Here is a 20,424-nt window from a genome sequence, read left to right on the forward strand (position 1 = left end):
TGTCGTTTCTCTCAAATATCACGCGGTAGCGGTTTTGTTCGCTTCCGCCGTCTTGTCGTCGTCCTGAGTCATTCGATTCAGTTTCGGCGCGGTCAGCAGCATCAGCGCCGCGATAACCGCCGTAGCGATACCAATCTGCATGAACACGGTACCGTAGACGTTCAGGGAGAGCAGCGGATCGGTCACGTTTTCTGGCACAGCCATCAGGTTCGCGATCTTACCGGCGATGATCGCCGCACCGGCAGTGGTCAGGAACCAACTACCCATAATGAAGCCCATCAGACGCTGTGGAACCAGCTGTGCAACCATCGCCAGACCCAGACCGGAGATCATCAGTTCGCCGATAGACTGCAGCGCGTAGCTCAGGATCAGCCAGTTAACGGACACGATACCGGCGTCGGACGCAAACTTAGTCCCCAGCGGCAGCACCAGGAACGCACCAGAACAGAGCACCATACCCACCGCGAACTTGTGCGGCATTGGCAGACGATCGCCCATCTTGTTATAGATTGCGGCCAGAATCGGGGAACCGATCATGATCCAGAATGGGTTCAGTGCCTGGAACTGCTCGGGTTCGAATGCGATACCCAGGATAGAGTGCTCAACGTTACGAATAGCGAAGAAGTTCAGAGAGGTTGGCATCTGGCTGTACAGCACGAAGAAGATAATCGCTTCCAGCATTAGAATGAACGCCACAATCATCTTACGACGGGCTGCACCCTTCATAGCGAACGCTTCTTTCGCGAAGATGACCACGATGCCCAGCGCAACTACGCCCAGAACGGCACGAGCGATACCCTGGTTGTGCAGCAGCCAGGTGGCGATCGCCGCCAGGACGACAACGCCCACGATGGTAGCCAGCAGCTTGCCCATGTGGACGGGCTCGAAGTCAGGTTTTGAACCGTAGTCTTTCACCCAGTTGCGGCAGAACAGGAAGTTTACCACGGTGATCAGCATACCCACGAAGCTCAGCGCAAACGCCACGCTCCAGCCGAATTTCGCGGCCAGCCATGGGGTTGCCAGCATGGAAAAGAAGGAACCGATGTTGATGGACATGTAGTACATGGTAAATGCACCGTCCAGACGTGGGTCATCTTTGCTGTAGCAGGTTGAGAGCAGGGAAGACGGGTTCGCTTTGAACAGGCCGTTACCCACGGCGATGGTTGCCATGCCCATGTAGACCACAGCCGCATCATGTCCTGACCATGCAACCAGACCATAGCCAATAGCCAGAACAATGGCACCCAGCATAATGACGCGCTTAGTACCGAGAACTTTATCACCCAGCCAGCCGCCGATAGCAACCAGACCGTAAACGAGGGCACTAAAGGAGGAGAACAGCGTGATGGAATCGGCTTCGGACATACCCAGCTGTTTAACCAGGTAAACCGCCATGATCCCTTGCAGGCCGTAGTAACCAAAACGCTCCCATAACTCGATAGAGAAGATGAGATAAAACGCTTTCGGTTGTTTAAAAGCGTTCAGACTCACGCTTTCATCTGTTGGTTTATTGTTTGCAGTCGACACATATACCTCTTTTTTTACATCCCATATTAACGGGGGTGTTCATAGCGTGATGGCCGTAGCCCATCCGCCTTATAGTTATATTGGGAGGAGAAACGGCGGGTAATGTTCACTATCCTGCCCCGTCTGGCAATACGTTTGTAATAATCTGTTACATATATCTTGAGCGGTATAATTGTCGGTTTCTACAAATGTTATTTAGCGTTAAATTTTATACGATAACTAAAGGTAGTTTTTTCGACTGGTATACACCCTGTGTGACGGGGTTTTGGCAATATGTTCTGCTATTTGCCGTCTGTTGTAGTGATATAGCCCATATTCTGAAAAATAGCTGGTCTTATCTTCCGGGTAAACGCATTTAAATCTTGCCCGGCAAAGGGTTTGCGATGACTTTGTCTACAAAAAATCAACATGACGTTATCAGAGTGATCGCGATCACAGATGTATAGAAATTTTTGGCTATGAAAAAAGTATTAACCTGTTTGAGCGTTATAGAGCCGAACAAGTGACAAGTCAGAAGAAAGTAAGAGCGGACAAATAACGGCCAAAAGAAGAACGAACGGTAGTCCTTCTTTTGGTAGGGGATTATGACGGGTCAGGGATAGACTTTTTCTTTATATTCGCAGAGATCTTCAATAACGCAGGAGCCGCAGCGCGGCTTTCGGGCTATGCAGGTATAACGACCGTGCAAAATCAGCCAGTGGTGGCAGTCAACCTTGAATTCGGCAGGAACCACTTTTAACAGCTTCTCTTCTACCTGCTCGACATTTTTCCCTGGGGCGAAATTTGTCCGGTTTGAGACGCGGAATATATGCGTATCAACGGCGATGGTCGGCCAGCCAAACGCGGTATTGAGCACAACGTTCGCGGTTTTACGCCCCACGCCCGGCAAGGCTTCCAGCGCGGCGCGATCTTCCGGTACTTCGCCTCCGTGCTGTTCCAGCAGGATCCGACAGGTCTTAATCACATTCTCGGCTTTGCTGTTAAACAGGCCGATGGTTTTGATATAGGACTTCACGCCTTCCACGCCCAGCTCCAGCATGGCCTTCGGCGTATTGGCGACCGGATAGAGCAGGGCAGTGGCTTTATTGACGCTCACGTCGGTCGCCTGCGCAGAGAGCAACACCGCGATCAGCAGCTCAAACGGGGAGGTAAAATTCAGCTCCGTCGTCGGATGCGGGTTCTCGTCCCGCAGACGGGTCAGGATCGCAATGCGCTTTTCTTTATTCATGAGGCCTTCTCGGGTGTCCCTTCCAGAACGCTGCGCTCAGCCGCGCGGCGCTTACGTTTCTCATCAATCAGGTATTTTATCGCCAGCATCATGCCGAGGCCAATAAACGCGCCGGGCGGCAGCATCGCCAGCAGGAATGGTGTATCGGTGTGAAACACCTCAACGCGCAGCGCTTTAGCCCAGCCGCCCAGCAGCGCATCTGCGCCGTCGAACAGCGTACCGTTGCCGAGGATTTCACGCAGCGAGCCCAGCACGAACATGGCGCACGTGGCGCCCATGCCAATCGAAAAACCATCCAGCGCCGACATGGCCGGGCTGTTTTTTACCGCGAACGCTTCCGCACGCCCGACCACAATACAGTTGGTGACGATAAGAGGAATGAAGATCCCGAGCGACTGGTACAGACCAAACGCGTACGCGTTAATCAGCATCTGGACAATACTGACCACCGACGCAATGATCATGACGTAAATCGGAATACGAATTTCCGACGGCGTCCAGCGTCTCAGGGCAGAGATGGAGAGGTTGGTCAGGGTCAATACCAGCGTGGTTGCCAGACCCAGACCGAGCGCGTTGGTGGCGGTGGATGTCACCGCCAGCAGGGGGCACATACCCAGAAGCTGTACCAGCGCGGAGTTGTTCTTCCACAATCCCTGGACAATAACCTCTTTAACCTGGCTCATGATTACTCCTCACAGGCCGGAAGATTGTTGATCTGCGCGGGCAGCGTTTCAGCGTACAGCCCGGCTCGTTTTACGGCGTTTACCACCGCCCGCGGGGTGATGGTTGCGCCCGTGAACTGGTCAAACTCGCCGCCGTCTTTCTTCACCGCAAACGCGGTGTCATCTTCACCATGGATCACTTTACCGGCAAAGTGCAAAATCCAGTCGCTCAGACGGGTTTCAATTTTGTCGCCAAGACCCGGCGTTTCATGATGCTCCGTCACGCGGGTGCCCAGGATGGTACCGGAGAAATCGCTGCCCACGAGCAGCTGAATGGCGCCGGAATAGCCATCAGGCGCGGTCGCTTCCATCACCGCGCCGACCGGTTTATCCCCTTTGCGGGCGATAAAGAGGCGGTGCGGGCCTTTCCCAAGCTGCGGCGCCTCTACCACAAAGCAGCTTTTTTGCAGGTCATTATCGTAGAAATCGGACGGGATCACCTGATCGAACAGCGCCTTTTGCTGCTTCGAGGCCTGTTCTTCGATGGTCGTTTTGGTCAGCGCATTAACCAGTGCCGTCAGCCCCGTCAGAACCGCGGCGAAGACAGCCAGAGTGACGCCGTGTTTTTGCATCGTTTTTAACATGGCGAAACCCTTAGCGATGACCGTACACGCGGGGGCGCGTGTAATAGTCGATGAGCGGAACGGTAATATTGGCGAGCAGGACGGCAAAGGCCACGCCGTCCGGGTAGCCGCCGAAGCTGCGGATGAGCCAGACCAGCAATCCAGCCAGCGCGCCGAAGATCAGGCGTCCGCGGTTAGTCGTTGAGGCCGTCACCGGATCCGTCAGGATAAAGAAGGCACCCAGCATGGTCGCGCCGGAGAGCAGGTGCATCTGCGGGCTGGCCAGCGATTCAGGAGAGAATACCCAGCCCAGCGTGGCGCAGACCACCAGCGTTACCAGGAAGCTGACCGGAATATGCCAGCGGATGGCCTTCTGCTGCAACAGGAACAGGCCGCCCAGCAGATACGCCAGGTTGACCCACTGCCAGCCGGCTCCCGCCAGCACGCCGCTGTAGATGGCGGACTTCATGATTTGCTCAACGCTGTGCCCGGCGTGCAGGGACGTTTTAAACGTATCGAGCGGCGTCGCCTGGCTGATACCGTCCACGCCCATACGCAGCGCGTTCATATCAGCACCCAGCGCCGTATGGCCGGTAAAGATCACCTGCAGAGCATCCATAAAGCCGGGCACCGTGGCCGCAATCTCGTGCGGTGGCAGCCAGCTGGTCATCTGTACCGGGAAGGAGATCAGCAGCACCACGTAGCCAATCATTGCCGGATTAAACGGGTTATGACCGAGGCCGCCATAGAGCTGTTTGGCAATAATCACGGCAAACACGGTGCCGAGCACCACCATCCACCACGGGGCAAGCGGGGGAATGCTGATGGCCAGCAGCAGGCCGGTCAGCAGAGCGGAGTTGTCCGCCAGGATGCGGGAAACCGCCATCTTGCGCAGCTTCAGCACGAGGGCTTCCGCCGCGACGGCGCTGGCGCATCCAAGAGCTATCTGGAACAGAGTTCCCCAGCCGAAAAACCAGCACTGAACGGCAATGCCCGGCAGCGCGGCCAGGCAGACCAGCATCATGATGCGCGAGGTCTGGCGCTGATTGTGGGTGTAAGGGGAACTTGCGATTCTGAAAACCATTTAATCCTCGTTTACGGCTTGCTGTGCGGCTTTCTTTGCCTGAACGCGCGCAATGGCGGCGGCGACGGCGGCCTTGCGCGGGTCATCGTTGGCGGCCTGCGGCTGCTCTTCCTGCTGTGCTGCTTTGCGCGCTTTGGCGCGGGCTATCGCCGCTTCAACGGCGGCTTTGCGTGGGTCGACCGGTGCTTCAGGTTCTGCGGCTGGCGCCTGCTGCGCTGCTTTGCGCGCTTTGGCGCGGGCAATCGCCGCTTCAACGGCAGCTTTACGCGGATCGACCGGTTCCTGTTCAACCACCACTGGCTGCTCCCCGGCCTTGCGCGCTTTGGCACGGGCTATTGCCGCTTCGACGGCGGCTTTGCGTGGATCGATTTCAGTATCCGGCTGCGCCGCTTGCGCTTTTTCCGCCTGACGGGCGCGGGCCGCAGCTTTACGCGCTTCGCGGGCGGCAATCGCTTCGCTGTTATCCGGTTTTTCACCGGCCTGGATCACCAGCGTCTGGGCGGCACTGGCTTTTTTCTCGCGAACGCGCGCCAGTGCGGCGTTGATTGCATCCTGATCTTTCCCGGCAGGCTGAACGGCGGCCTGCTTATGTCGCTCCTGACGAGCCATCTTCTCACGTTCGAGACGCGCCTGACGTGCTTCGAAACGTGCCTTGGCTTCCGCGGCGCGTTTTTCTTCCATGGAGATGGCATAAATCTCGGCCTTCTCCTGGCGGAAATACTGCACCAGAGGAATGTTGCTTGGGCAGACCCAGGCGCAGGCGCCGCATTCGATGCAGTCGGCCAGGTTATGGGCTTTGGCTTTATCGTGTAGCTGGCCTTTGCTGTACCAGTACAGCTGCTGCGGGAGGAGATCCGCCGGGCAGGCGTCGGCGCAGGCGCTGCAGCGAATACAGCCTTTCTCTTCCTGCTCTTCACCCATCTCGGTCGGGGAAGGCGCGAGCAGGCAGTTGGTGATTTTAACCACCGGCACATCGAGCCACGGCAGGGTAAAGCCCATCAGGGGGCCGCCCATGATCACCATCTGATCGCTGCCCGGGCAAAAGTCAGCCTGCTCCAGCAGGTGACGCACCGGTGTACCCAGACGTGCCCAGACGTTGCCCGGACGAGAGACCGCTTCCCCGGTCAGCGTCACCACGCGCTCGGTCAGCGGCTCGCCGTCGATCACCGCGCGCTTCACGGCGTACGCGGTGCCCACGTTCTGCATCAGCACGCCGATATCCGAAGAGCGTCCGCCGTGCGGGACCTGCTTGCCGGTGAGGATCTGTGTCAGCTGTTTAGCACCGCCAGAGGGGTACTTGGTCGGAATGACGCGCAGGCTGATATCATGGCTACCGGCCAGCACGGCGCGCAGCATCGAGATAGCCTGCGGTTTATTGTCTTCGATACCAATCAGCACTTCCCGCGGCTGCAGAATGTGCGCAAGGATGCGGATGCCTTCCACCACCTGGGCGGCGCAATCCTGCATCAGACGATCGTCGGCGGTGATGTACGGTTCGCATTCGGCGGCGTTGATAATCAGCGTCTGAATGTTATCGCCACCGCCGCGCAGCTTGACGCCGGTCGGGAAGCCCGCGCCGCCAAGCCCGGCCACGCCGAACTGATGAATGCGCTCGATGAGCGCTTCGCGGCTCTGGCTGCGGTAGTCGCTCCAGCCGTCACGGTCAATCCAGCGGTCTTCGCCGTCGGCTTCAATAATCACGCTCAGTTCCGACAGCGCGGACGGATGCGCCACCGTATGCGGCGCGATGGCGACCACCTTACCGGAGGTGGGGGCGTGCACCGGCAGCATACGTCCGCGACCAAAGGTCAGCGGCTGACCGCGAAGGACGGTATCGCCTTCTTTTACGCACAGCTCGCCCTCAGCGCCAATATGCTGCTTGAGCGGCATAACGTAACGCGTCGCCAGCGGAATTTGACGCAGCGGCGTGCCGTTGGACTGGGTTTTCATCTCTGGCGGATGGATACCGCCGTCAAAGTCCCAAATCTTCTCTTTTCTGAAAGCAGAAAATAACTTAAGCATGTTGTTCCACAGGAATATTGCGAACCGGAATGGTTTGAAGATCCCACTTCCAGCTTTCGGTAGTCGTTTCAACCGGGCGCAGCTCTATACATTGCGTCGGGCAGGGGGCCACGCAGAGGTTACAGCCGGTGCAAAGATCCGCCACAACGGTGTGCATGGCGCGGGTCGCGCCAACAATGGCGTCGACCGGGCAGGCCTGAATACATTTGGTGCAGCCGATGCAGTTTGCTTCGTCGATCACCGCGAGGGCACGGACCGGCTCCTGGACTTCCGCATCGCCATCAACGGGCTGCGGATCGACGTTAAGCAGGGCGGCAATTTTCAGCATCACCGCTTCGCCGCCGGGCGCACAGCGGTTAATTTTTTCACCCTGAATGCCTACCGCTTCAGCGTAAGGGCGGCAGCCCGGGTAGCCGCACTGTCCACACTGACTTTGCGGCAAAAGCTCATCAATTTTTTCAACAACAGGATCGTCCTCTACCGCGAAACGGCGGGAGGCGTAGCCCAGGATAAGGCCAAACACCAACCCCAGGACGCTGATAGAGGCGATGGCAATCCAGATAGCACTCATTACAACTTCACCAGACCACTAAAGCCCATAAAGGCCAGAGACATTAAACCCGCGGTCACCAGCGCAATGGCATTACCGCGAAATGGCGCAGGGATGTCCGCTGCTGCCAGACGTTCGCGAATCGACGCGAACAGCACCATAACAAATGAGAAACCGACAGCGGCGGAGAAGCCGTACAGCGCCGACTGCATGAAGTTATGGCCAAGGTTGATGTTCAGCAGCGCCACGCCAAGCACCGCGCAGTTGGTGGTGATCAGCGGCAGGAAGATACCCAGCAGGCGATAGAGCGCCGGGCTGGTTTTACGCACCACCATTTCGGTAAATTGCACCACCACCGCGATAACCAGAATAAACGCCAGCGTACGGAGATAGATTAACCCCAGCGGGATGAGGATCCACGTGTCAATCAACCACGCACAGATAGACGCCAGCGTCATGACGAAGGTCGTCGCCAGCCCCATGCCCATCGCTGTTTCCAGCTTTTTGGACACGCCCATAAACGGGCACAGGCCAAGGAACTTCACCAGAACGAAGTTGTTAACCAGCACGGTGCCGACAAAGAGCAGTAAGTAATCGGTCATTATTTAGCCTGAAATAAAAAAGCCGCCTATTATCGGACAAACCGGGGCAGGCGACAACAGGTTATCTGTAAGGTTATTACGGGTTCACGAAGGTGTTTTTCACACGCGTTGAACGTTTGAAATAGGGCACCAGCAGCGCCGCGGCCAGTAACGGGAAAAGCAGCTGGCGGACAGCAAGCGCGTCAGAGACGGGCGAGAAAGCAAACGCTTTAACCGCCAGCAAGACCGAGACCAGCAGCCAGATAATGTAGTGCTTAGGCACACTCTTGCGGCGCTTAAAGAAGGCGATAGTCAGCCACAGGGTGTAGTACCACATCCCAATCGCGAAAACGAACGACACAAACCACATCGCTATATTCAGCACGCTTTGCGACATCAGGGTCTGAATAGCGTGAGGGGTAATCAATGCGGTGGTATAAAGCAGCAGTGCAAGCGATGCGCTTAATAAGGCAACCAGCAGCCATGCCAGTGGGGCGATTAACCAGCCTCCGATGCGTTCTCCAGGCGTTGCGGTCATGAACTCTCCCATTATCTGCGCGAAATGTTGTACAGCCAGTTTGCAGGGCGGAGAGTATATAACATTTCGCGCGGATGGCTACTTTCTTATAAAACGTAACGCCATACGGACTTCGGCACCTCGCCGACGTTGAACAAGCGTCCGCCGGAGACCAGCTCCGCACGGCGATGGTCAGCGGCGCGATACATATTGATGATGTCCTGATTATCCGACAGGGTGTAGTTCAGATGGTCAAACAGTTTTTCCAGGCTCTCAAGCGAATTGATCTTGCGAAATTTTAATAAATAGTCCTGAACTGTCATATTAATAATTTTCCATATAAAAGTGAGTAATACCAGTTAAGGTAATTCGGTCGAATAATAAACGGATTAATACAGACGTAAACAGCCCACTCAGATAACGCGACGAAATTAGGAGTTTTCTTTGCTGAAATTCAGGCACCGAAGGTGATGCCTGGAAGAGAAGGTTAACCGCGTTCACCAGGGCTGGCAATACGAAACTGACACATTATGTCACTCTTTAAAGCAGCAACCGGTTACTTAGGATGGGTGACGGCAGCAGGCTCCGGCGGCTGGTAGTTATCAATATGGCTGGCTACGCCGAGCAAAATGACCGAAACCCCAAGAACAATCCATCCCGCTAATTCAATGATTCGATTAATAATTGATGCCATGATTCACTGTTGTAATTTATCCATAAATACAGGTCGCAAATGTTACAGCGCTGTTTCTCTGACGGCAAGCGCTTTGGGAACGATTCCCTTAAACAAAATCAGAAGGTTAATACTATGTAACAAAAATAGCCGATACAGCCTGCTATTTTAAGCGCCATGGCTCATTATTAATGAGGACAATGCCAGAAAAGCCAGTATGAAATAAGAAACGCAAAAAGAGGACAACACGATGAGTGATAACATCCGCGTCGGGCTTATAGGCTACGGGTACGCGAGCAAAACGTTTCATGCGCCTCTGATAGCCGGAACGCCGGGAATGGCGCTGGCGGCTGTATCCAGCAGCGACGCCGCCAAAGTCCACGCTGACTGGCCCGCAGTGCCGGTTGTCTCCGAGCCTAAACACCTTTTCAACGATCCGAATATCGATTTAATTGTTATTCCCACGCCGAACGACACGCACTTCCCGCTGGCGAAAGCCGCGCTGGAAGCCGGGAAGCACGTCGTTGTTGACAAACCCTTCACCGTGACGTTGTCACAGGCGCGTGAGCTGGAGGCGCTGGCAAAAAGCCTGGGCAGAGTGCTGTCCGTTTTCCATAACCGCCGCTGGGACAGCGACTTCCTGACGGTTAAAACGCTTCTCGGGGAAGGCACGTTAGGAGAGATTGTTTTTTTTGAATCACATTTTGACCGCTTCCGTCCGCAGGTGAGAAACCGCTGGCGCGAGCAGGCCGGTCCGGGCAGCGGCATCTGGTACGATTTAGCCCCGCATCTGCTGGACCAGGCCGTGAATCTGTTTGGGCTGCCGGTGAGCATGACGGTCGATCTGGCCCAGCTGAGGCCCGGTGCGCAGACAACGGATTACTTCCACGCGGTGTTGAGTTACCCGCAGCGGCGGATTGTGCTGCACGGGACGATGGTCGCGGCCGCGGAATCTGCCCGCTATATCATCCACGGCACGCGCGGGAGCTACGTGAAGTTTGGCCTCGATCCGCAGGAAGACCGCCTCAAAAACGGTGAACGTCTGCCGCAGGAAGACTGGGGCTATGATATGCGCGACGGCGTCGTGACACGGACGGAAGGTGAGGAGCTGGTTGAGGAAACCCTGTTAACGATCCCGGGTAACTATCCGGCTTATTATGCTGCCATCCGCGATGCGCTTAACGGCACGGGGGAGAACCCTGTTCCGGCCAGCCAGGCGATTCAGATTATGGAGCTGATTGAGCTGGGGATCGAATCTGCCAAACATCGCGCCACGCTCTGTCTGGCATAAGTTTTTGACGTTGTTGTATGCCGGGTAAGGCCTAGCCGCCACCCGGCAAAGGGTTTACGCGGTTGCCACCTTATCCCGCAGCGCCTGCTTCTCTGCAGGCGTAAGGAAGGCGATCTCCAGCCCGTTGATCTGCGCCTGGCGGATCTGCTCGCGGCTCAGGCCCGCCTGCGGTGCGGCGATGTTGTACTCGTGGATGATATCCACGCCCTGAACCGCCGGATCGTCCGTGTTCAGCGAGGCCAGCACGCCGTGCTCAAGGAACGTTTTCAGCGGATGCTGCGCCAGCGTTGCTACGGTGCTGGTCTGAATGTTGGACGTCAGGCACGACTCAATGCCGATGCGCTGCTCCGCCAGGAAATCCATCAGCGCGCGGTCTTCTACCGCCTTCACGCCGTGGCCGATACGCTCGGCGCCCAGCTCGCGGATGGCCTGCCAGATGCTTTCCGGGCCCGCTGCTTCACCCGCATGGACGGTAATGTGCCAGCCGGCATCGCGCGCGCGGTTGAAGTGGGAGAGGAACAGGCTGCCGGGGAAGCCCAGTTCGTCGCCGGCGAGGTCAACGGCGGTGATGGCATCGCGGTGCGCCAGCAGCGCTTCCAGCTCCTGCAGGCAGGCGGCTTCGCCGAACGTGCGGCTCATAATGCCGATCAGGCGGGCCTGAACGTCGAAGGTTTTACACCCTTCGCGGACGCCTTCAATGACGGCTTCCACCACGCCTGCAACGGGCAGGCTGTGGGTCATCGCCATATAGCCCGGCGAGAAGCGCAGCTCAACGTAGTGCAGGCCGTTACGGGCCGCGTCTTCAATGTTCTCAAACGCCACGCGGCGGCAGGCATCCAGCGAGGCCAGCATCTTCACGCCCCAGTCGAGTTTGCTCAGGAAACTGACCAGGTCCGGTTCATTGGAGGTGACCTGTACGTGTGGGATCAACGACTCAAGCGTCTGAGCGGGAAGCGTTAAGTTGAACTGGCGGCCAAGATCGAGGATGGTTTGGGCACGAATGTTACCGTCAAGGTGACGATGAATATCAGTTAAGGGCAGGCGTGTATCAATCATGGTCGCACTCTTTTCGGGTTAAAGTGCGCCATATTATAAAAACAAAACGGGGTAAAAAGCTATTTGCGCAAGGGAATATTCCGTTGCGCAAACAAATTACAGGAGCGTGTTGATCCCGGCGATGAGGCGCTGAACCCCTTGTTCCAGCTTGCTGCGTGGGCAGCCGGCGTTAAGGCGCACGAAGCCGTTACCCTCGTTTCCGTACGTGTATCCCGGCATGATGGCGACTTTTTGCTGCGCGATCAGCACTTTTTGCAGTGCCCTGTCGTCAATGTTCAGCGGGCGCAGGTCAATCCAGGCCAGATAGGTTGCTTCCGGCGGCTGCCAGTTCAGTTTCGGAAAAGCACTGTTTAATTCCTGTGCGATATATAACAGATTCTCTTCCAGATAACGACGCAAGGCATCAAGCCACGACTCTCCCTGCTGATAGGCGGCGATATGGGCCGTCAGCGCCAGCACGGAAGGGGAAGAGAGCCCATCCCGTCCTTTTAGCGCGCTGAGATAGCCGTTACGGCTCTCTTCATCGCCGATCAGGCCGTATGCGCCTGTTAGTGCCGGAATATTAAAGCTTTTCGAGCCGGAGGTGAGAAGCGCCCATTTGCCGCGCGCTACCGCATTCCACGGGGTGTGGCGATGCGCCCCCCAGACCATGTCCATATGAATTTCATCGCTGATAACCGCCACGTCATAGCGCTCACAGAGTTCCGCCATCTGCGTCAATTCATCCCGCGTCCAGACCTTGCCGGTCGGGTTCTGCGGGCTGCACAGCAGCAGAATTTTGTTTTCCGGTTTCGCCAGGGCCGCTTCAAGCGCCGCCATATTGCCCTGCCAGCCAGCCGCCTGCTTTTCCATCTCAACGGCCACTACCTGACGCGCATTGCCTCCAATGGCGTTGTAAAACGCATCGTACGCCGGGGTGTGAACCACCACGCCGTCACCGGGCTTTGACCAGAGGCGGATCAGCTCTGACACCATGTAGATGACGGAAGGGCCATAAACGATGGTTTCTTTATCAATGCGGCTGTTAAAGCGCTGCCGAAACCAGTGCTCAACAGCGGCAAGAAACTCGTCGTTTTTCCAGCGGCTGTAGCCCAGCACGCCGTGGTTGATGCGCTGATGCAGCGCGTCGGTAATGCAGGGGGCGGTGGCGAAGTCCATATCCGAGATGGTGAAGGGCAGCAGATCCGCCGCGCCAAAGCGGTCGGCGACGTAGTCCCACTGCGTACACCAGGTGCCGTGACGATCCACGACGGTAGAAAAATCAAACATGACGTTAATCCTTAAAGTAAAACCCCCTCATGAGAGGGGGTTGAGGCATCAGGCTTCTACTGTTCGCATCAGGGTTGCCAGCTCATCTTTCACCGACTGAACCTGCGGGCCGATAACCACCTGCAAATTGTGCTGATTTAACTGTACCACGCCGATGGCCCGGTTGGCTTTCAGGGCGTTGGTATCTACTTTTGACATATCCGCCACCGACAGACGCAGGCGGGTGATGCAGTTATCCAGCGAGGTAATGTTATCCGCACCGCCCAGCGCAGCCAGAATGGCAGGGGTGTTATACCCGGATTTGCCCACGGTACCGGCCACCGCCTGCTCAACGCTGGTGGCGGTATCGGTATCGCGGCCCGGCGTTTTCAGGTTAAAGCGGGTGATGGCGAAGCGGAAGATACCGTAGTACACCGCGAACCAGATAGCCGCCACGACCGGCACCAGATACCACTTGGTTGACAGGCCGTGCAGGATCCCGAACACCACGAAGTCAATCACGTTGCCGTCGGTGTTGCCGATGGTGACGCCCAGCACCGCCATCACGGTAAAGCCCAGGCCGGTCAGCAGCGCGTGGATGAGATACAGCACCGGCGCAACAAACAGGAACAGGAATTCGATAGGCTCGGTGGTGCCGCCCACGACGCAGGCAATCACGCCGGAGATCAGCAGCCCTTTAATTTTATGTCGGTTTTCCGGGCGCGCGCAGTGGTACATCGCCAGCGCGGCACCCGGCAGGCCGCCGAGGAAGGCCGGCATTTTACCCTGAGACAGGAAGCGGGTGGCGCTTTCGGAGAAGCCGTGGGTAGTCGGACAGCTCAGCTGCGCCTGGAAGATGGTCAGCGCACCGCTCACGTCGTGACCGCACACCTCCATGGTACCGCCCGCTTCGGTGAAGCGAATCAGGGCCACCAGGATATGCTGCAGGCCGAACGGCAGCAGCAGACGCTCGCCAGTGCCGAAGATCATCGGACCAAAATCTCCCGCGCCGTTGATGATGCGGCCAATGCCGTTGATGCCCATCGCAAAGACCGGCCAGATCAGCGGAATGATCAGGCCGAACAGACCCATGACCACCAGGGTGACAATCGGCACGAAGCGGGTACCGCCGAAAAAGGCCAGAGCATCCGGCAGGCGGATATTGTGGAAGCGCTCGTGCAGCATCCAGATAATGACCCCGGCGATCACCGCTCCGAGGATCCCGGTATCAATAGACTGGATACCAATCACGCTCTGAATGTTGTTGGCCTTCAGCACGGCAGCATCGGTCGTCGGCAGAATGCCTTTCGCGGTCAGCCAGAAGTTAACCGCCAGGTTCATCACGGCGTAACCCACAAACCCGGCAAACGCCGCGACGCCTTTATTCTCGCGGGCCAGGCCCAGCGGGATGGCGATGCAGAACATCACGGGCAGGAAGCTAAACGCGAAGGAGCCGACCTTACTCATCCAGATAAAGATCGCCTGCAGCACGGGAGTACCGAGGAACGGGATCAGCGTGATAACGTCTTTACTGCTCAGCGAGCTGCCGATCCCGAGCATGATCCCGCAGAACGAGAGGAGCGCCACGGGCAGCATAAAGGTTTTACCCAGTTGCTGGAAAAACTCCCACAGCGATATTTTTTGTGCTGTTTTCGCCGTCATAAAACGACTCCTTTATTGTTAAAATCAGTTTGCCTGCTTCAATGCTGCGAGAAGATAAAACGTTTTATCAAAGTTTAGTGCGCGCTAAATCACATTCTCAGGCTTTGACTGGTAGTATAAAGATAACGTATTGATAAAACGTTTTACCGATCTCATTTCAGGGAGTCACGCTGACACATGGCTGTAGCGAAAAAAGTCACCATCAACGATGTCGCGCTGGCGGCGGGGGTTTCCGTCAGCACCGTTTCTCTCGTGCTCAGTGGTAAAGGGCGCATCTCGCCCGCAACCGGCCAGAGGGTGAACGAGGCGGTTGAACAGCTGGGCTTTGTGCGTAACCGTCAGGCGTCGGCGCTGCGCGGCGGGCAAAGCGGGGTGATTGGCCTGATTGTCCGCGACCTGACGTCACCTTTCTATGCGGAGCTGACCGCCGGGTTAACCGAAGCGCTGGAAGCGCAGGGGCGGATGGTCTTTCTGCTGCACGGCGGGCGCGAGGCCGGGCAGCTTCTCTCCCGTCTCGATATGCTGCTGACCCAGGGGGTTGACGGAGTGATCGTCGCCGGAGCGTCGGGCGTGGGTAGCGAACTGTGCGAGCGCGCCGCCGAAAAAGGCGTGCCGCTGGTGTTCGCCTCGCGCGCCAGCTATCTGGACGAGGCCGATACGCTGCGCCCGGATAACATGCAGGCCGCGCAAATGTTGACCGAACATCTTATTCGCCGCGGGCATCAGCGCATTGCCTGGCTGGGAGGGAAAAGCTCCTCCCTGACGCGCGCCGAGCGGGTCGGCGGCTACTGCGCGACGCTGATTAAATACGGCCTGCCGTTCCACAGCGAATGGGTCGTGGAGTGTGAATCCAGCCAGAAGAAAGCGGCGGAAGCGATAGGCGCGCTGCTGCGAAGCAATCCGACGATCAGCGCCGTGATTTGCTACAACGATGTGATTGCCATGGGGGCCTGGTTTGGCCTGATCCGCGCCGGGCGTCAGAGCGGCGAGGGCGGGGTGGAAACCTTCTTCGGCCATCAGGTGGCGTTAGGGGCGTTCGCCGACGTTGGTGAAAACGCGCTGGATGACCTGCCGATAGTCTGGGCTACCACCCCTGCGCGGGAGATGGGCTACACGCTGGCAGACAGAATTATGCAGCGCATCGACAACACGGATGTCCAGTCCGGGCACCAGATTGTGGCGGCTCGGCTGGTGACGGTGAAATAACTCAGCTCTGCTACGTAAGCGGGTTGAGCGTCAGATGTGTCTCCAGGGCTTCTACAAATTTTCGTACTTTTGCCGGGATCAGCCGGGAGGTCGGGTAAACCGCCCAAATGGCCAGCGATTCCGGCTGAGCATCTTCCAGGACGATCCGCACGAGTTTACCCTCAGCAATGGCAGGCTCTACGTACCAGCGAGATAAATTTGCGATGCCGAGTCTCCCCAGACAGGCCTCGAAAATCGCCTCAATAGAGTTAGCCGAGAATCGGCCTGACACCTTTTGTTTGTAGCGCTGTTCACCCTTTTCAAACGACCAGTGTGTCGTATCTGAGGTGGTCAGGCAGCTATGTCCAGCCAGATCGTTAAGCAATTTCGGTGAACCGTACGCGGCGAGATACTCCGCGCTGGCGCAAAGCTCGCGGGGATTATCACAGATGCGGTGTGCGACTAACCGGTTATCGCGCAGCGGTGCAATGCGTAACGCCACGTCTATGCCTTTCCCGACAATATCAATTTGCTCATCGGTTGCCAGCAGGTCGACCTGCAGGGCAGGATGTTGCTGCATAAACAGCGGCAACATCGGTGCAACGATCTTGCGTCCAAACGCCGCTGAGGCGGTAATGCGAAGGCGTCCGGACAGGTGCGTACCATCAGGAAACAGATCGGCCAGCGCGTTATTTTTATCTTCCAGCAACGCCTGCGCATGCGGCAAAAAAACGTCACCATCGCTGGTGGGTGAAAGGGATCGCGTGGTGCGATGCACCAGCCTGACCCCCAGCTCAGCCTCAAGATTGTTAAGAGAGCGTGACGCCGCCATGGCGCTCATTGAGAGCCGACGCGCGGCGCCCGCCAGGCTACCCGCCTTAATCGCTTCGACAAACACTTCAACGTCTTCCAGTTTCATTGTATCGCTTTTCGTTATGCTGCCTTATCAAAGTACATATCTACAGTATTTATCGTTACGCTGCCATAGTCTCTTCACAACCTGAAAAATATCAATCTGGAGTGAAGATGAAAAAGTTGAAAACGGTTCTGGCATTCAGCAGCCTGTTGCTGGTAAGTGCCGCCTGGGCTGACGCACCTGCGCAGGTGAAGCAGCAGGTCCCCGGCTATTATCGTCTGGCGGTAGGGGAATACGAGGTCACGGCGCTGTTCGACGGCTATAACGACCTTTCGCCGTCATTACTACACGGTCTTTCAGACGACAAGGTTCGTAAACTGCTGGCTCAGCATAAAATCGATGCCGACCGCATGCCGACCGCTTTTAACGCTTTCCTGGTTAATACCGGTAAACATCTGGTCATGATTGACAGCGGAGCGGGGCACTGCGTGCCGGAAACGGCCGGCCAGCTGGTTAACAATATGAAAGCATCAGGCTATCGTCCCGAGCAGGTTGATACCATTTTCCTGACTCACCTGCATCTTGACCACGTGTGTGGCCTGAGCGATGCGAACGGTAAAGCGTTGTTCCCCAATGCCACCGTCTATGTACCGCAGGGGGAGGCCGACTACTGGCTTGATCCTGCAAAAGAAGCGAGCGCGCCGGCTAATGCGAAAGAGTATTTCGCTATCGCCCGAAAAGCACTGTCTGAGTATAAAGCCTCCGGACATCTTAAAACCTTCGTTCCGCCAGCTTCGCCGATCCCGGAAGTCCAGACGGCCTATGCCGTTGGCCATACGCCCGGCAGTACCGTTTATCGCTTTGCGTCGCAGGGGACGGCTATTAACTTCATTGGGGATCTGATTCATGCGCCAGCCGTCCAGTTCCCGCATCCTGAAGTGTCTATTCGCTTTGATGTCGATTCGAAAAAAGCCATCTCGTCCCGGGCGCAGGAATTTAACGCCCTGGCGAAAGACGGCGAGTGGATGGCCGCTGCGCATCTGCCTTTCCCCGGTATTGGGCATATCACCGCCTGGCAGCAGGGCTATAGCTGGAACCCTGTAAATTACGGTCCTTATCAACGTGCGGCCAACGTGCCTCTGCTGAAATAAAGTAAGGTTATGAATATGAAAAGTTACACCGTAACGGCAAACGGCATTCGCCAGTTTGTGGTTGAAGAGGGTGAAGGCGCGCCGGTTATTCTTCTGCACGGTTTTCCTGAAACAAACTATGCCTGGCGCTACCAGATACCTGTATTGTCCCGGCACTACCGCGTCATCGCGCCGGATTTGCGAGGATATGGCGAAACGGATAAACCGGCTACTGGCTATGATAAACGGAACATGGCCCGGGACATCCGGGAGCTAATGCGTGCGCTGGGGTTACAGAAGGTGGTGCTGGTGGGGCACGATCGCGGGGCGCGCGTCGCGACGCGGTTTGCAAAAGATTACCCTGAGCTGGTGGATCGTCTGGTGGTCATGGATAACGTGCCAACGCGTATCGTGGCGCGCGATTTGAATGCGTCCATCGCCCGCGCATACTGGTTCTTCCTGTTCCATCTTGTGCCCGATCTGCCGGAAGCGTTGATTGCAGGACGTGAAAATATCTGGCTGCGCCACTTTTTCTCGGACTGGACCTACGATCCGTCAACCATCAGCGGCGAGGCGTTTGACACCTATGTTCGCGCGTATCAGGCGCCCGGAGCCGTGCGAGGCGCGATGGCTGACTATCGCGCCAACGCGGAAGACGTGGCGCAGGATCTTGCCGACGCTGACGTAAAAATCGCCTGTCCGGTAATGTCGCTGTGGGGCAATGATTTTCACGCGGTCGGAAAGCTCTTCGATATGCAAAGCGTCTGGGCTGAAATGGCGGATAACCTGCGGGCGCAGGGTATCGACGAGTGCGGCCATCTTCCTCAGGAGGAACAGCCTGAGAAAGTTAACGCCTTGCTGCTGGATTTCCTGGAGGGATGGAAAGGATAAGGGCAATAAAAAACCCCTCTTGCGAGGGGTCTTGACGTTTACTGCTGCGGTGCCGCCGGTACGGCTGGCGCTGCGGGTTCAGCCGGTTCCGGCATTCCCAGCGTCGGCATACCAAACATGCCAACAAACTCTTCCAGCGGCATTTTGTCGCCGTTCAGCGTTACCTGGCCGTTGGCATATTGCAGGCTGGTGGAAATGGTGTTGTCTTCCACTTTGGTGATGCGGAACATCTGACCCATCGCCGCCAGACCTTTCACCTGCTGGTTCGCCAGCTTGCCGGCATCTTCATCACCGTAGCCTTCCAGCTTCGCAATCTGGGTCATAAACTCGGTCGCCATATCCATCGGGATGGTCAGCTTGCTGTCGAGCGACTTCACGCTGCGATCCACTTCCTGCGCCAGAGTCTGCGGTTCACCCGTGGCGGCTGCAGGATCTTTCAGGAACAGCGACAGGTTAAAGCTGGTTTCGCCTTTGCTGTTTTTCCAGCTCAGCGGCGCAACGGTGACTACCGGCTGGCCTTTCAGCAGGATTGGCAGGTTATTGAACAGCACCGCCATCGCCTGCTGCTGGTACACTTCCGGGTTCTGCTGCAGCGCGGCGTCGGTCAGCAGCGCCTGGCTCTCTTTGCTGTATTTCTGGCTAAATTCGTGCCATGCCTGGCCGTCGATATTGCCGATCTTCAGCGACAGTTTGCCGGTGCCCAGATCCTGATTCTGCACTTTCAGGCTCTTCAGAGTGTAATCCAGCTGGGTATTTATGCTCTTACCGTCTTTGGATACGTCGGATTGACCGTTAACGTCCATGCCTTCCAGCACGGCCATCTCTTTTCCTTCAATTGCGATAGCAATCTTATCCACGGAGAGCTTCTGATCGCCGATACGCTCTTTAAAGTCGGTCATACGGCTGTTGCCGTCGGCTTTCAGGTTGTTGAAGGTGAGCTGAACTTTTTGGTTATATTCGTTCACGGCGTTGACCAGGCCGCTTTCCGCTTCACCCGTCATGGAGAAGACGTTGCCGTCCCGATCCGCATCAAGTTTGAAATGGCCGCCGCTGAAGGCGACTTTTTCGTTCTCTTTCTCGTAGTTCAGCGGTTTCAGCGCGATATCAGAACTGGTATCACCGGAGTAGCTAATACGGGTGTTAATGTCGAAAGGTGATTCATTCTTCGCCAGGTCAAACAGCGGTTTGGTGACGTCGTTATTCACCAGTACGGTATGAACGGACGCCATGGACGGGATCAGGTTAAACGACTTTAACTGCGCCAGCGGCAGCGGACCGTGGCTTACCACTTCATCCAGCACCACGCTCTGCCCCGGTTTCAGCCAGCCGTTTGCCGCACCGGCCACCGGCTTCACCACCAGCTGCATGCGGCTGGTGAACACGCCGCGCTGATAGTTCTGGTAGCTCAGCTCCAGACCCGCCTCCGGCGCGCTGCGCTTAATTTCTCCGTTAGCCTGCGCCACCATCTCAGCCAGACGGCCTTCCAGCTGTTTCCCGGTAAACCAGGAGGCACCCGTCCAGACCACGCCTAACGCTACAATCACTCCAACCGCTACGACCGATTTTTTCATTGCGACTATCCCTAAAATGAAACCAGGCGGTAAAAACCGCCCGGAGATATTAAGCCTTCAACTAGCT

20 protein-coding genes are annotated in these 20,424 nt (G+C 56.7%); 4 read left to right on the forward strand and 16 right to left on the reverse strand.

All coding sequences use genetic code 11. From position 1 onward, the window contains the following. Positions 1 to 18: 18 nt before the first annotated feature. The 11 genes from dtpA to blr all read right to left on the reverse strand — a co-directional run bounded on the left by dtpA (position 19) and on the right by blr (position 9,476). Positions 19 to 1,527 (reverse strand): dipeptide/tripeptide permease DtpA, encoded by a 1,509-nt coding sequence (dtpA, locus tag OKF39_RS10830; protein WP_028012913.1) that lies wholly within the window; start codon positions 1,525 to 1,527, stop codon positions 19 to 21. 592 nt (positions 1,528 to 2,119) lie between these two features. Beyond that, positions 2,120 to 2,755, reverse strand: coding sequence for an endonuclease III (nth, locus tag OKF39_RS10835; RefSeq protein WP_028012914.1), 636 nt, complete (start codon positions 2,753 to 2,755; stop codon positions 2,120 to 2,122). Then, positions 2,752 to 3,438 carry an electron transport complex subunit E gene (locus tag OKF39_RS10840; protein WP_023617347.1) on the reverse strand — a complete coding sequence of 229 codons (687 nt, stop codon included), beginning with the start codon at positions 3,436 to 3,438 and terminating at the stop codon, positions 2,752 to 2,754. The genes nth and OKF39_RS10840 overlap by 4 nt, the downstream gene beginning before the upstream one ends. A 2-nt stretch (positions 3,439 to 3,440) precedes the next feature. Further along, positions 3,441 to 4,061 (reverse strand): electron transport complex subunit RsxG, encoded by a 621-nt coding sequence (gene rsxG / locus OKF39_RS10845; protein WP_262789851.1) that lies wholly within the window; start codon positions 4,059 to 4,061, stop codon positions 3,441 to 3,443. A gap of 10 nt (positions 4,062 to 4,071) precedes the next feature. Next, a complete protein-coding gene (gene rsxD / locus OKF39_RS10850; RefSeq protein ID WP_479983765.1) occupies positions 4,072 to 5,124 on the reverse strand; it encodes an electron transport complex subunit RsxD in 1,053 nt (350 codons plus the stop codon). Further along, on the reverse strand, positions 5,125 to 7,146 hold the full coding sequence (rsxC, locus tag OKF39_RS10855) for an electron transport complex subunit RsxC (protein ID WP_479983766.1): 2,022 nt from the start codon (positions 7,144 to 7,146) through the stop codon (positions 5,125 to 5,127). Further along, entirely contained in the window at positions 7,139 to 7,717 is a 579-nt protein-coding gene (gene rsxB, locus OKF39_RS10860; RefSeq protein ID WP_032640037.1) for an electron transport complex subunit RsxB, read from the reverse strand. Before rsxB ends, rsxC begins: the two co-directional genes overlap by 8 nt. Then, positions 7,717 to 8,298 carry an electron transport complex subunit RsxA gene (gene rsxA, locus OKF39_RS10865; protein WP_028012919.1) on the reverse strand — a complete coding sequence of 194 codons (582 nt, stop codon included), beginning with the start codon at positions 8,296 to 8,298 and terminating at the stop codon, positions 7,717 to 7,719. The genes rsxB and rsxA overlap by 1 nt, the downstream gene beginning before the upstream one ends. 76 nt (positions 8,299 to 8,374) lie before the next feature. Beyond that, positions 8,375 to 8,815: a DUF2569 domain-containing protein gene (locus OKF39_RS10870; protein WP_025758365.1), complete on the reverse strand. Its 441-nt coding sequence runs from the start codon at positions 8,813 to 8,815 to the stop codon at positions 8,375 to 8,377. Positions 8,816 to 8,901: 86 nt separating this feature from the next. Further along, complete coding sequence (ydgT, locus tag OKF39_RS10875) at positions 8,902 to 9,117, reverse strand: transcription modulator YdgT (protein ID WP_013096896.1); 216 nt, start codon at positions 9,115 to 9,117, stop codon at positions 8,902 to 8,904. A gap of 233 nt (positions 9,118 to 9,350) precedes the next feature. Further along, positions 9,351 to 9,476 (reverse strand): division septum protein Blr, encoded by a 126-nt coding sequence (blr, locus tag OKF39_RS10880; RefSeq protein WP_168733269.1) that lies wholly within the window; start codon positions 9,474 to 9,476, stop codon positions 9,351 to 9,353. A gap of 241 nt (positions 9,477 to 9,717) precedes the next feature. Here blr and OKF39_RS10885 point away from each other — a divergent pair, with 241 nt between their 5' ends. Further along, positions 9,718 to 10,758 (forward strand): oxidoreductase, encoded by a 1,041-nt coding sequence (locus OKF39_RS10885; RefSeq protein WP_048956290.1) that lies wholly within the window; start codon positions 9,718 to 9,720, stop codon positions 10,756 to 10,758. Between the two features lie 54 nt (positions 10,759 to 10,812). Here the strand turns inward: OKF39_RS10885 and add are convergent, their stop codons facing one another. From add to malX, 3 genes are all read right to left on the reverse strand, one after another. Then, a complete protein-coding gene (add, locus tag OKF39_RS10890; protein WP_028012921.1) occupies positions 10,813 to 11,814 on the reverse strand; it encodes an adenosine deaminase in 1,002 nt (333 codons plus the stop codon). A 96-nt stretch (positions 11,815 to 11,910) separates the two neighbouring features. Continuing rightward, on the reverse strand, positions 11,911 to 13,083 hold the full coding sequence (locus OKF39_RS10895) for a MalY/PatB family protein (RefSeq protein ID WP_402740461.1): 1,173 nt from the start codon (positions 13,081 to 13,083) through the stop codon (positions 11,911 to 11,913). A gap of 48 nt (positions 13,084 to 13,131) precedes the next feature. Continuing rightward, the gene (gene malX, locus OKF39_RS10900) at positions 13,132 to 14,724 is read right to left on the reverse strand and encodes a maltose/glucose-specific PTS transporter subunit IIBC (protein ID WP_028012923.1); all 1,593 of its coding nucleotides are present in this window, start codon (positions 14,722 to 14,724) and stop codon (positions 13,132 to 13,134) included. Between the two features lie 177 nt (positions 14,725 to 14,901). Here malX and OKF39_RS10905 point away from each other — a divergent pair, with 177 nt between their 5' ends. After that, positions 14,902 to 15,930 (forward strand): Mal regulon transcriptional regulator MalI, encoded by a 1,029-nt coding sequence (locus OKF39_RS10905; protein ID WP_028012924.1) that lies wholly within the window; start codon positions 14,902 to 14,904, stop codon positions 15,928 to 15,930. Between the two features lie 10 nt (positions 15,931 to 15,940). Here the strand turns inward: OKF39_RS10905 and OKF39_RS10910 are convergent, their stop codons facing one another. Further along, positions 15,941 to 16,828 (reverse strand): LysR family transcriptional regulator, encoded by an 888-nt coding sequence (locus OKF39_RS10910; protein ID WP_479983767.1) that lies wholly within the window; start codon positions 16,826 to 16,828, stop codon positions 15,941 to 15,943. 107 nt (positions 16,829 to 16,935) lie between these two features. On the opposite strand from OKF39_RS10910, the gene OKF39_RS10915 reads away from it, so the two are divergent. After that, positions 16,936 to 17,916, forward strand: coding sequence for an MBL fold metallo-hydrolase (locus OKF39_RS10915; protein WP_248035125.1), 981 nt, complete (start codon positions 16,936 to 16,938; stop codon positions 17,914 to 17,916). A gap of 15 nt (positions 17,917 to 17,931) precedes the next feature. Then, positions 17,932 to 18,786: an alpha/beta fold hydrolase gene (locus OKF39_RS10920; RefSeq protein WP_402740462.1), complete on the forward strand. Its 855-nt coding sequence runs from the start codon at positions 17,932 to 17,934 to the stop codon at positions 18,784 to 18,786. A 38-nt stretch (positions 18,787 to 18,824) separates the two neighbouring features. On the opposite strand, the gene OKF39_RS10925 is transcribed toward OKF39_RS10920, so the two are convergent. Then, complete coding sequence (locus OKF39_RS10925; protein WP_047365362.1) at positions 18,825 to 20,357, reverse strand: YdgA family protein; 1,533 nt, start codon at positions 20,355 to 20,357, stop codon at positions 18,825 to 18,827. Between the last annotated feature and the right edge of the window lie 67 nt (positions 20,358 to 20,424).

Source organism: Enterobacter cloacae complex sp. HYC042_NIDB, from assembly GCF_056673315.1.

What these genes read in the sequence shown, in the direction of transcription:
- OKF39_RS10885 (WP_048956290.1), top strand. Translation starts at nt 9,718, where the DNA reads ATGAGTGATAACATCCGCGTCGGGCTTATAGGCTACGGGTACGCGAGC.
- OKF39_RS10920 (WP_402740462.1), top strand. Translation starts at nt 17,932, where the DNA reads ATGAAAAGTTACACCGTAACGGCAAACGGCATTCGCCAGTTTGTGGTT.
- OKF39_RS10870 (WP_025758365.1), bottom strand. Translation starts at nt 8,815, where the DNA reads ATGACCGCAACGCCTGGAGAACGCATCGGAGGCTGGTTAATCGCCCCA.
- OKF39_RS10840 (WP_023617347.1), bottom strand. Translation starts at nt 3,438, where the DNA reads ATGAGCCAGGTTAAAGAGGTTATTGTCCAGGGATTGTGGAAGAACAAC.
- OKF39_RS10910 (WP_479983767.1), bottom strand. Translation starts at nt 16,828, where the DNA reads ATGAAACTGGAAGACGTTGAAGTGTTTGTCGAAGCGATTAAGGCGGGT.
- rsxB (WP_032640037.1), bottom strand. Translation starts at nt 7,717, where the DNA reads ATGAGTGCTATCTGGATTGCCATCGCCTCTATCAGCGTCCTGGGGTTG.
- malX (WP_028012923.1), bottom strand. Translation starts at nt 14,724, where the DNA reads ATGACGGCGAAAACAGCACAAAAAATATCGCTGTGGGAGTTTTTCCAG.
- rsxG (WP_262789851.1), bottom strand. Translation starts at nt 4,061, where the DNA reads ATGTTAAAAACGATGCAAAAACACGGCGTCACTCTGGCTGTCTTCGCC.
- rsxA (WP_028012919.1), bottom strand. Translation starts at nt 8,298, where the DNA reads ATGACCGATTACTTACTGCTCTTTGTCGGCACCGTGCTGGTTAACAAC.
- add (WP_028012921.1), bottom strand. Translation starts at nt 11,814, where the DNA reads ATGATTGATACACGCCTGCCCTTAACTGATATTCATCGTCACCTTGAC.
- rsxD (WP_479983765.1), bottom strand. Translation starts at nt 5,124, where the DNA reads ATGGTTTTCAGAATCGCAAGTTCCCCTTACACCCACAATCAGCGCCAG.
- OKF39_RS10905 (WP_028012924.1), top strand. Translation starts at nt 14,902, where the DNA reads ATGGCTGTAGCGAAAAAAGTCACCATCAACGATGTCGCGCTGGCGGCG.
- ydgT (WP_013096896.1), bottom strand. Translation starts at nt 9,117, where the DNA reads ATGACAGTTCAGGACTATTTATTAAAATTTCGCAAGATCAATTCGCTT.
- OKF39_RS10895 (WP_402740461.1), bottom strand. Translation starts at nt 13,083, where the DNA reads ATGTTTGATTTTTCTACCGTCGTGGATCGTCACGGCACCTGGTGTACG.
- nth (WP_028012914.1), bottom strand. Translation starts at nt 2,755, where the DNA reads ATGAATAAAGAAAAGCGCATTGCGATCCTGACCCGTCTGCGGGACGAG.
- rsxC (WP_479983766.1), bottom strand. Translation starts at nt 7,146, where the DNA reads ATGCTTAAGTTATTTTCTGCTTTCAGAAAAGAGAAGATTTGGGACTTT.
- OKF39_RS10915 (WP_248035125.1), top strand. Translation starts at nt 16,936, where the DNA reads ATGAAAAAGTTGAAAACGGTTCTGGCATTCAGCAGCCTGTTGCTGGTA.
- OKF39_RS10925 (WP_047365362.1), bottom strand. Translation starts at nt 20,357, where the DNA reads ATGAAAAAATCGGTCGTAGCGGTTGGAGTGATTGTAGCGTTAGGCGTG.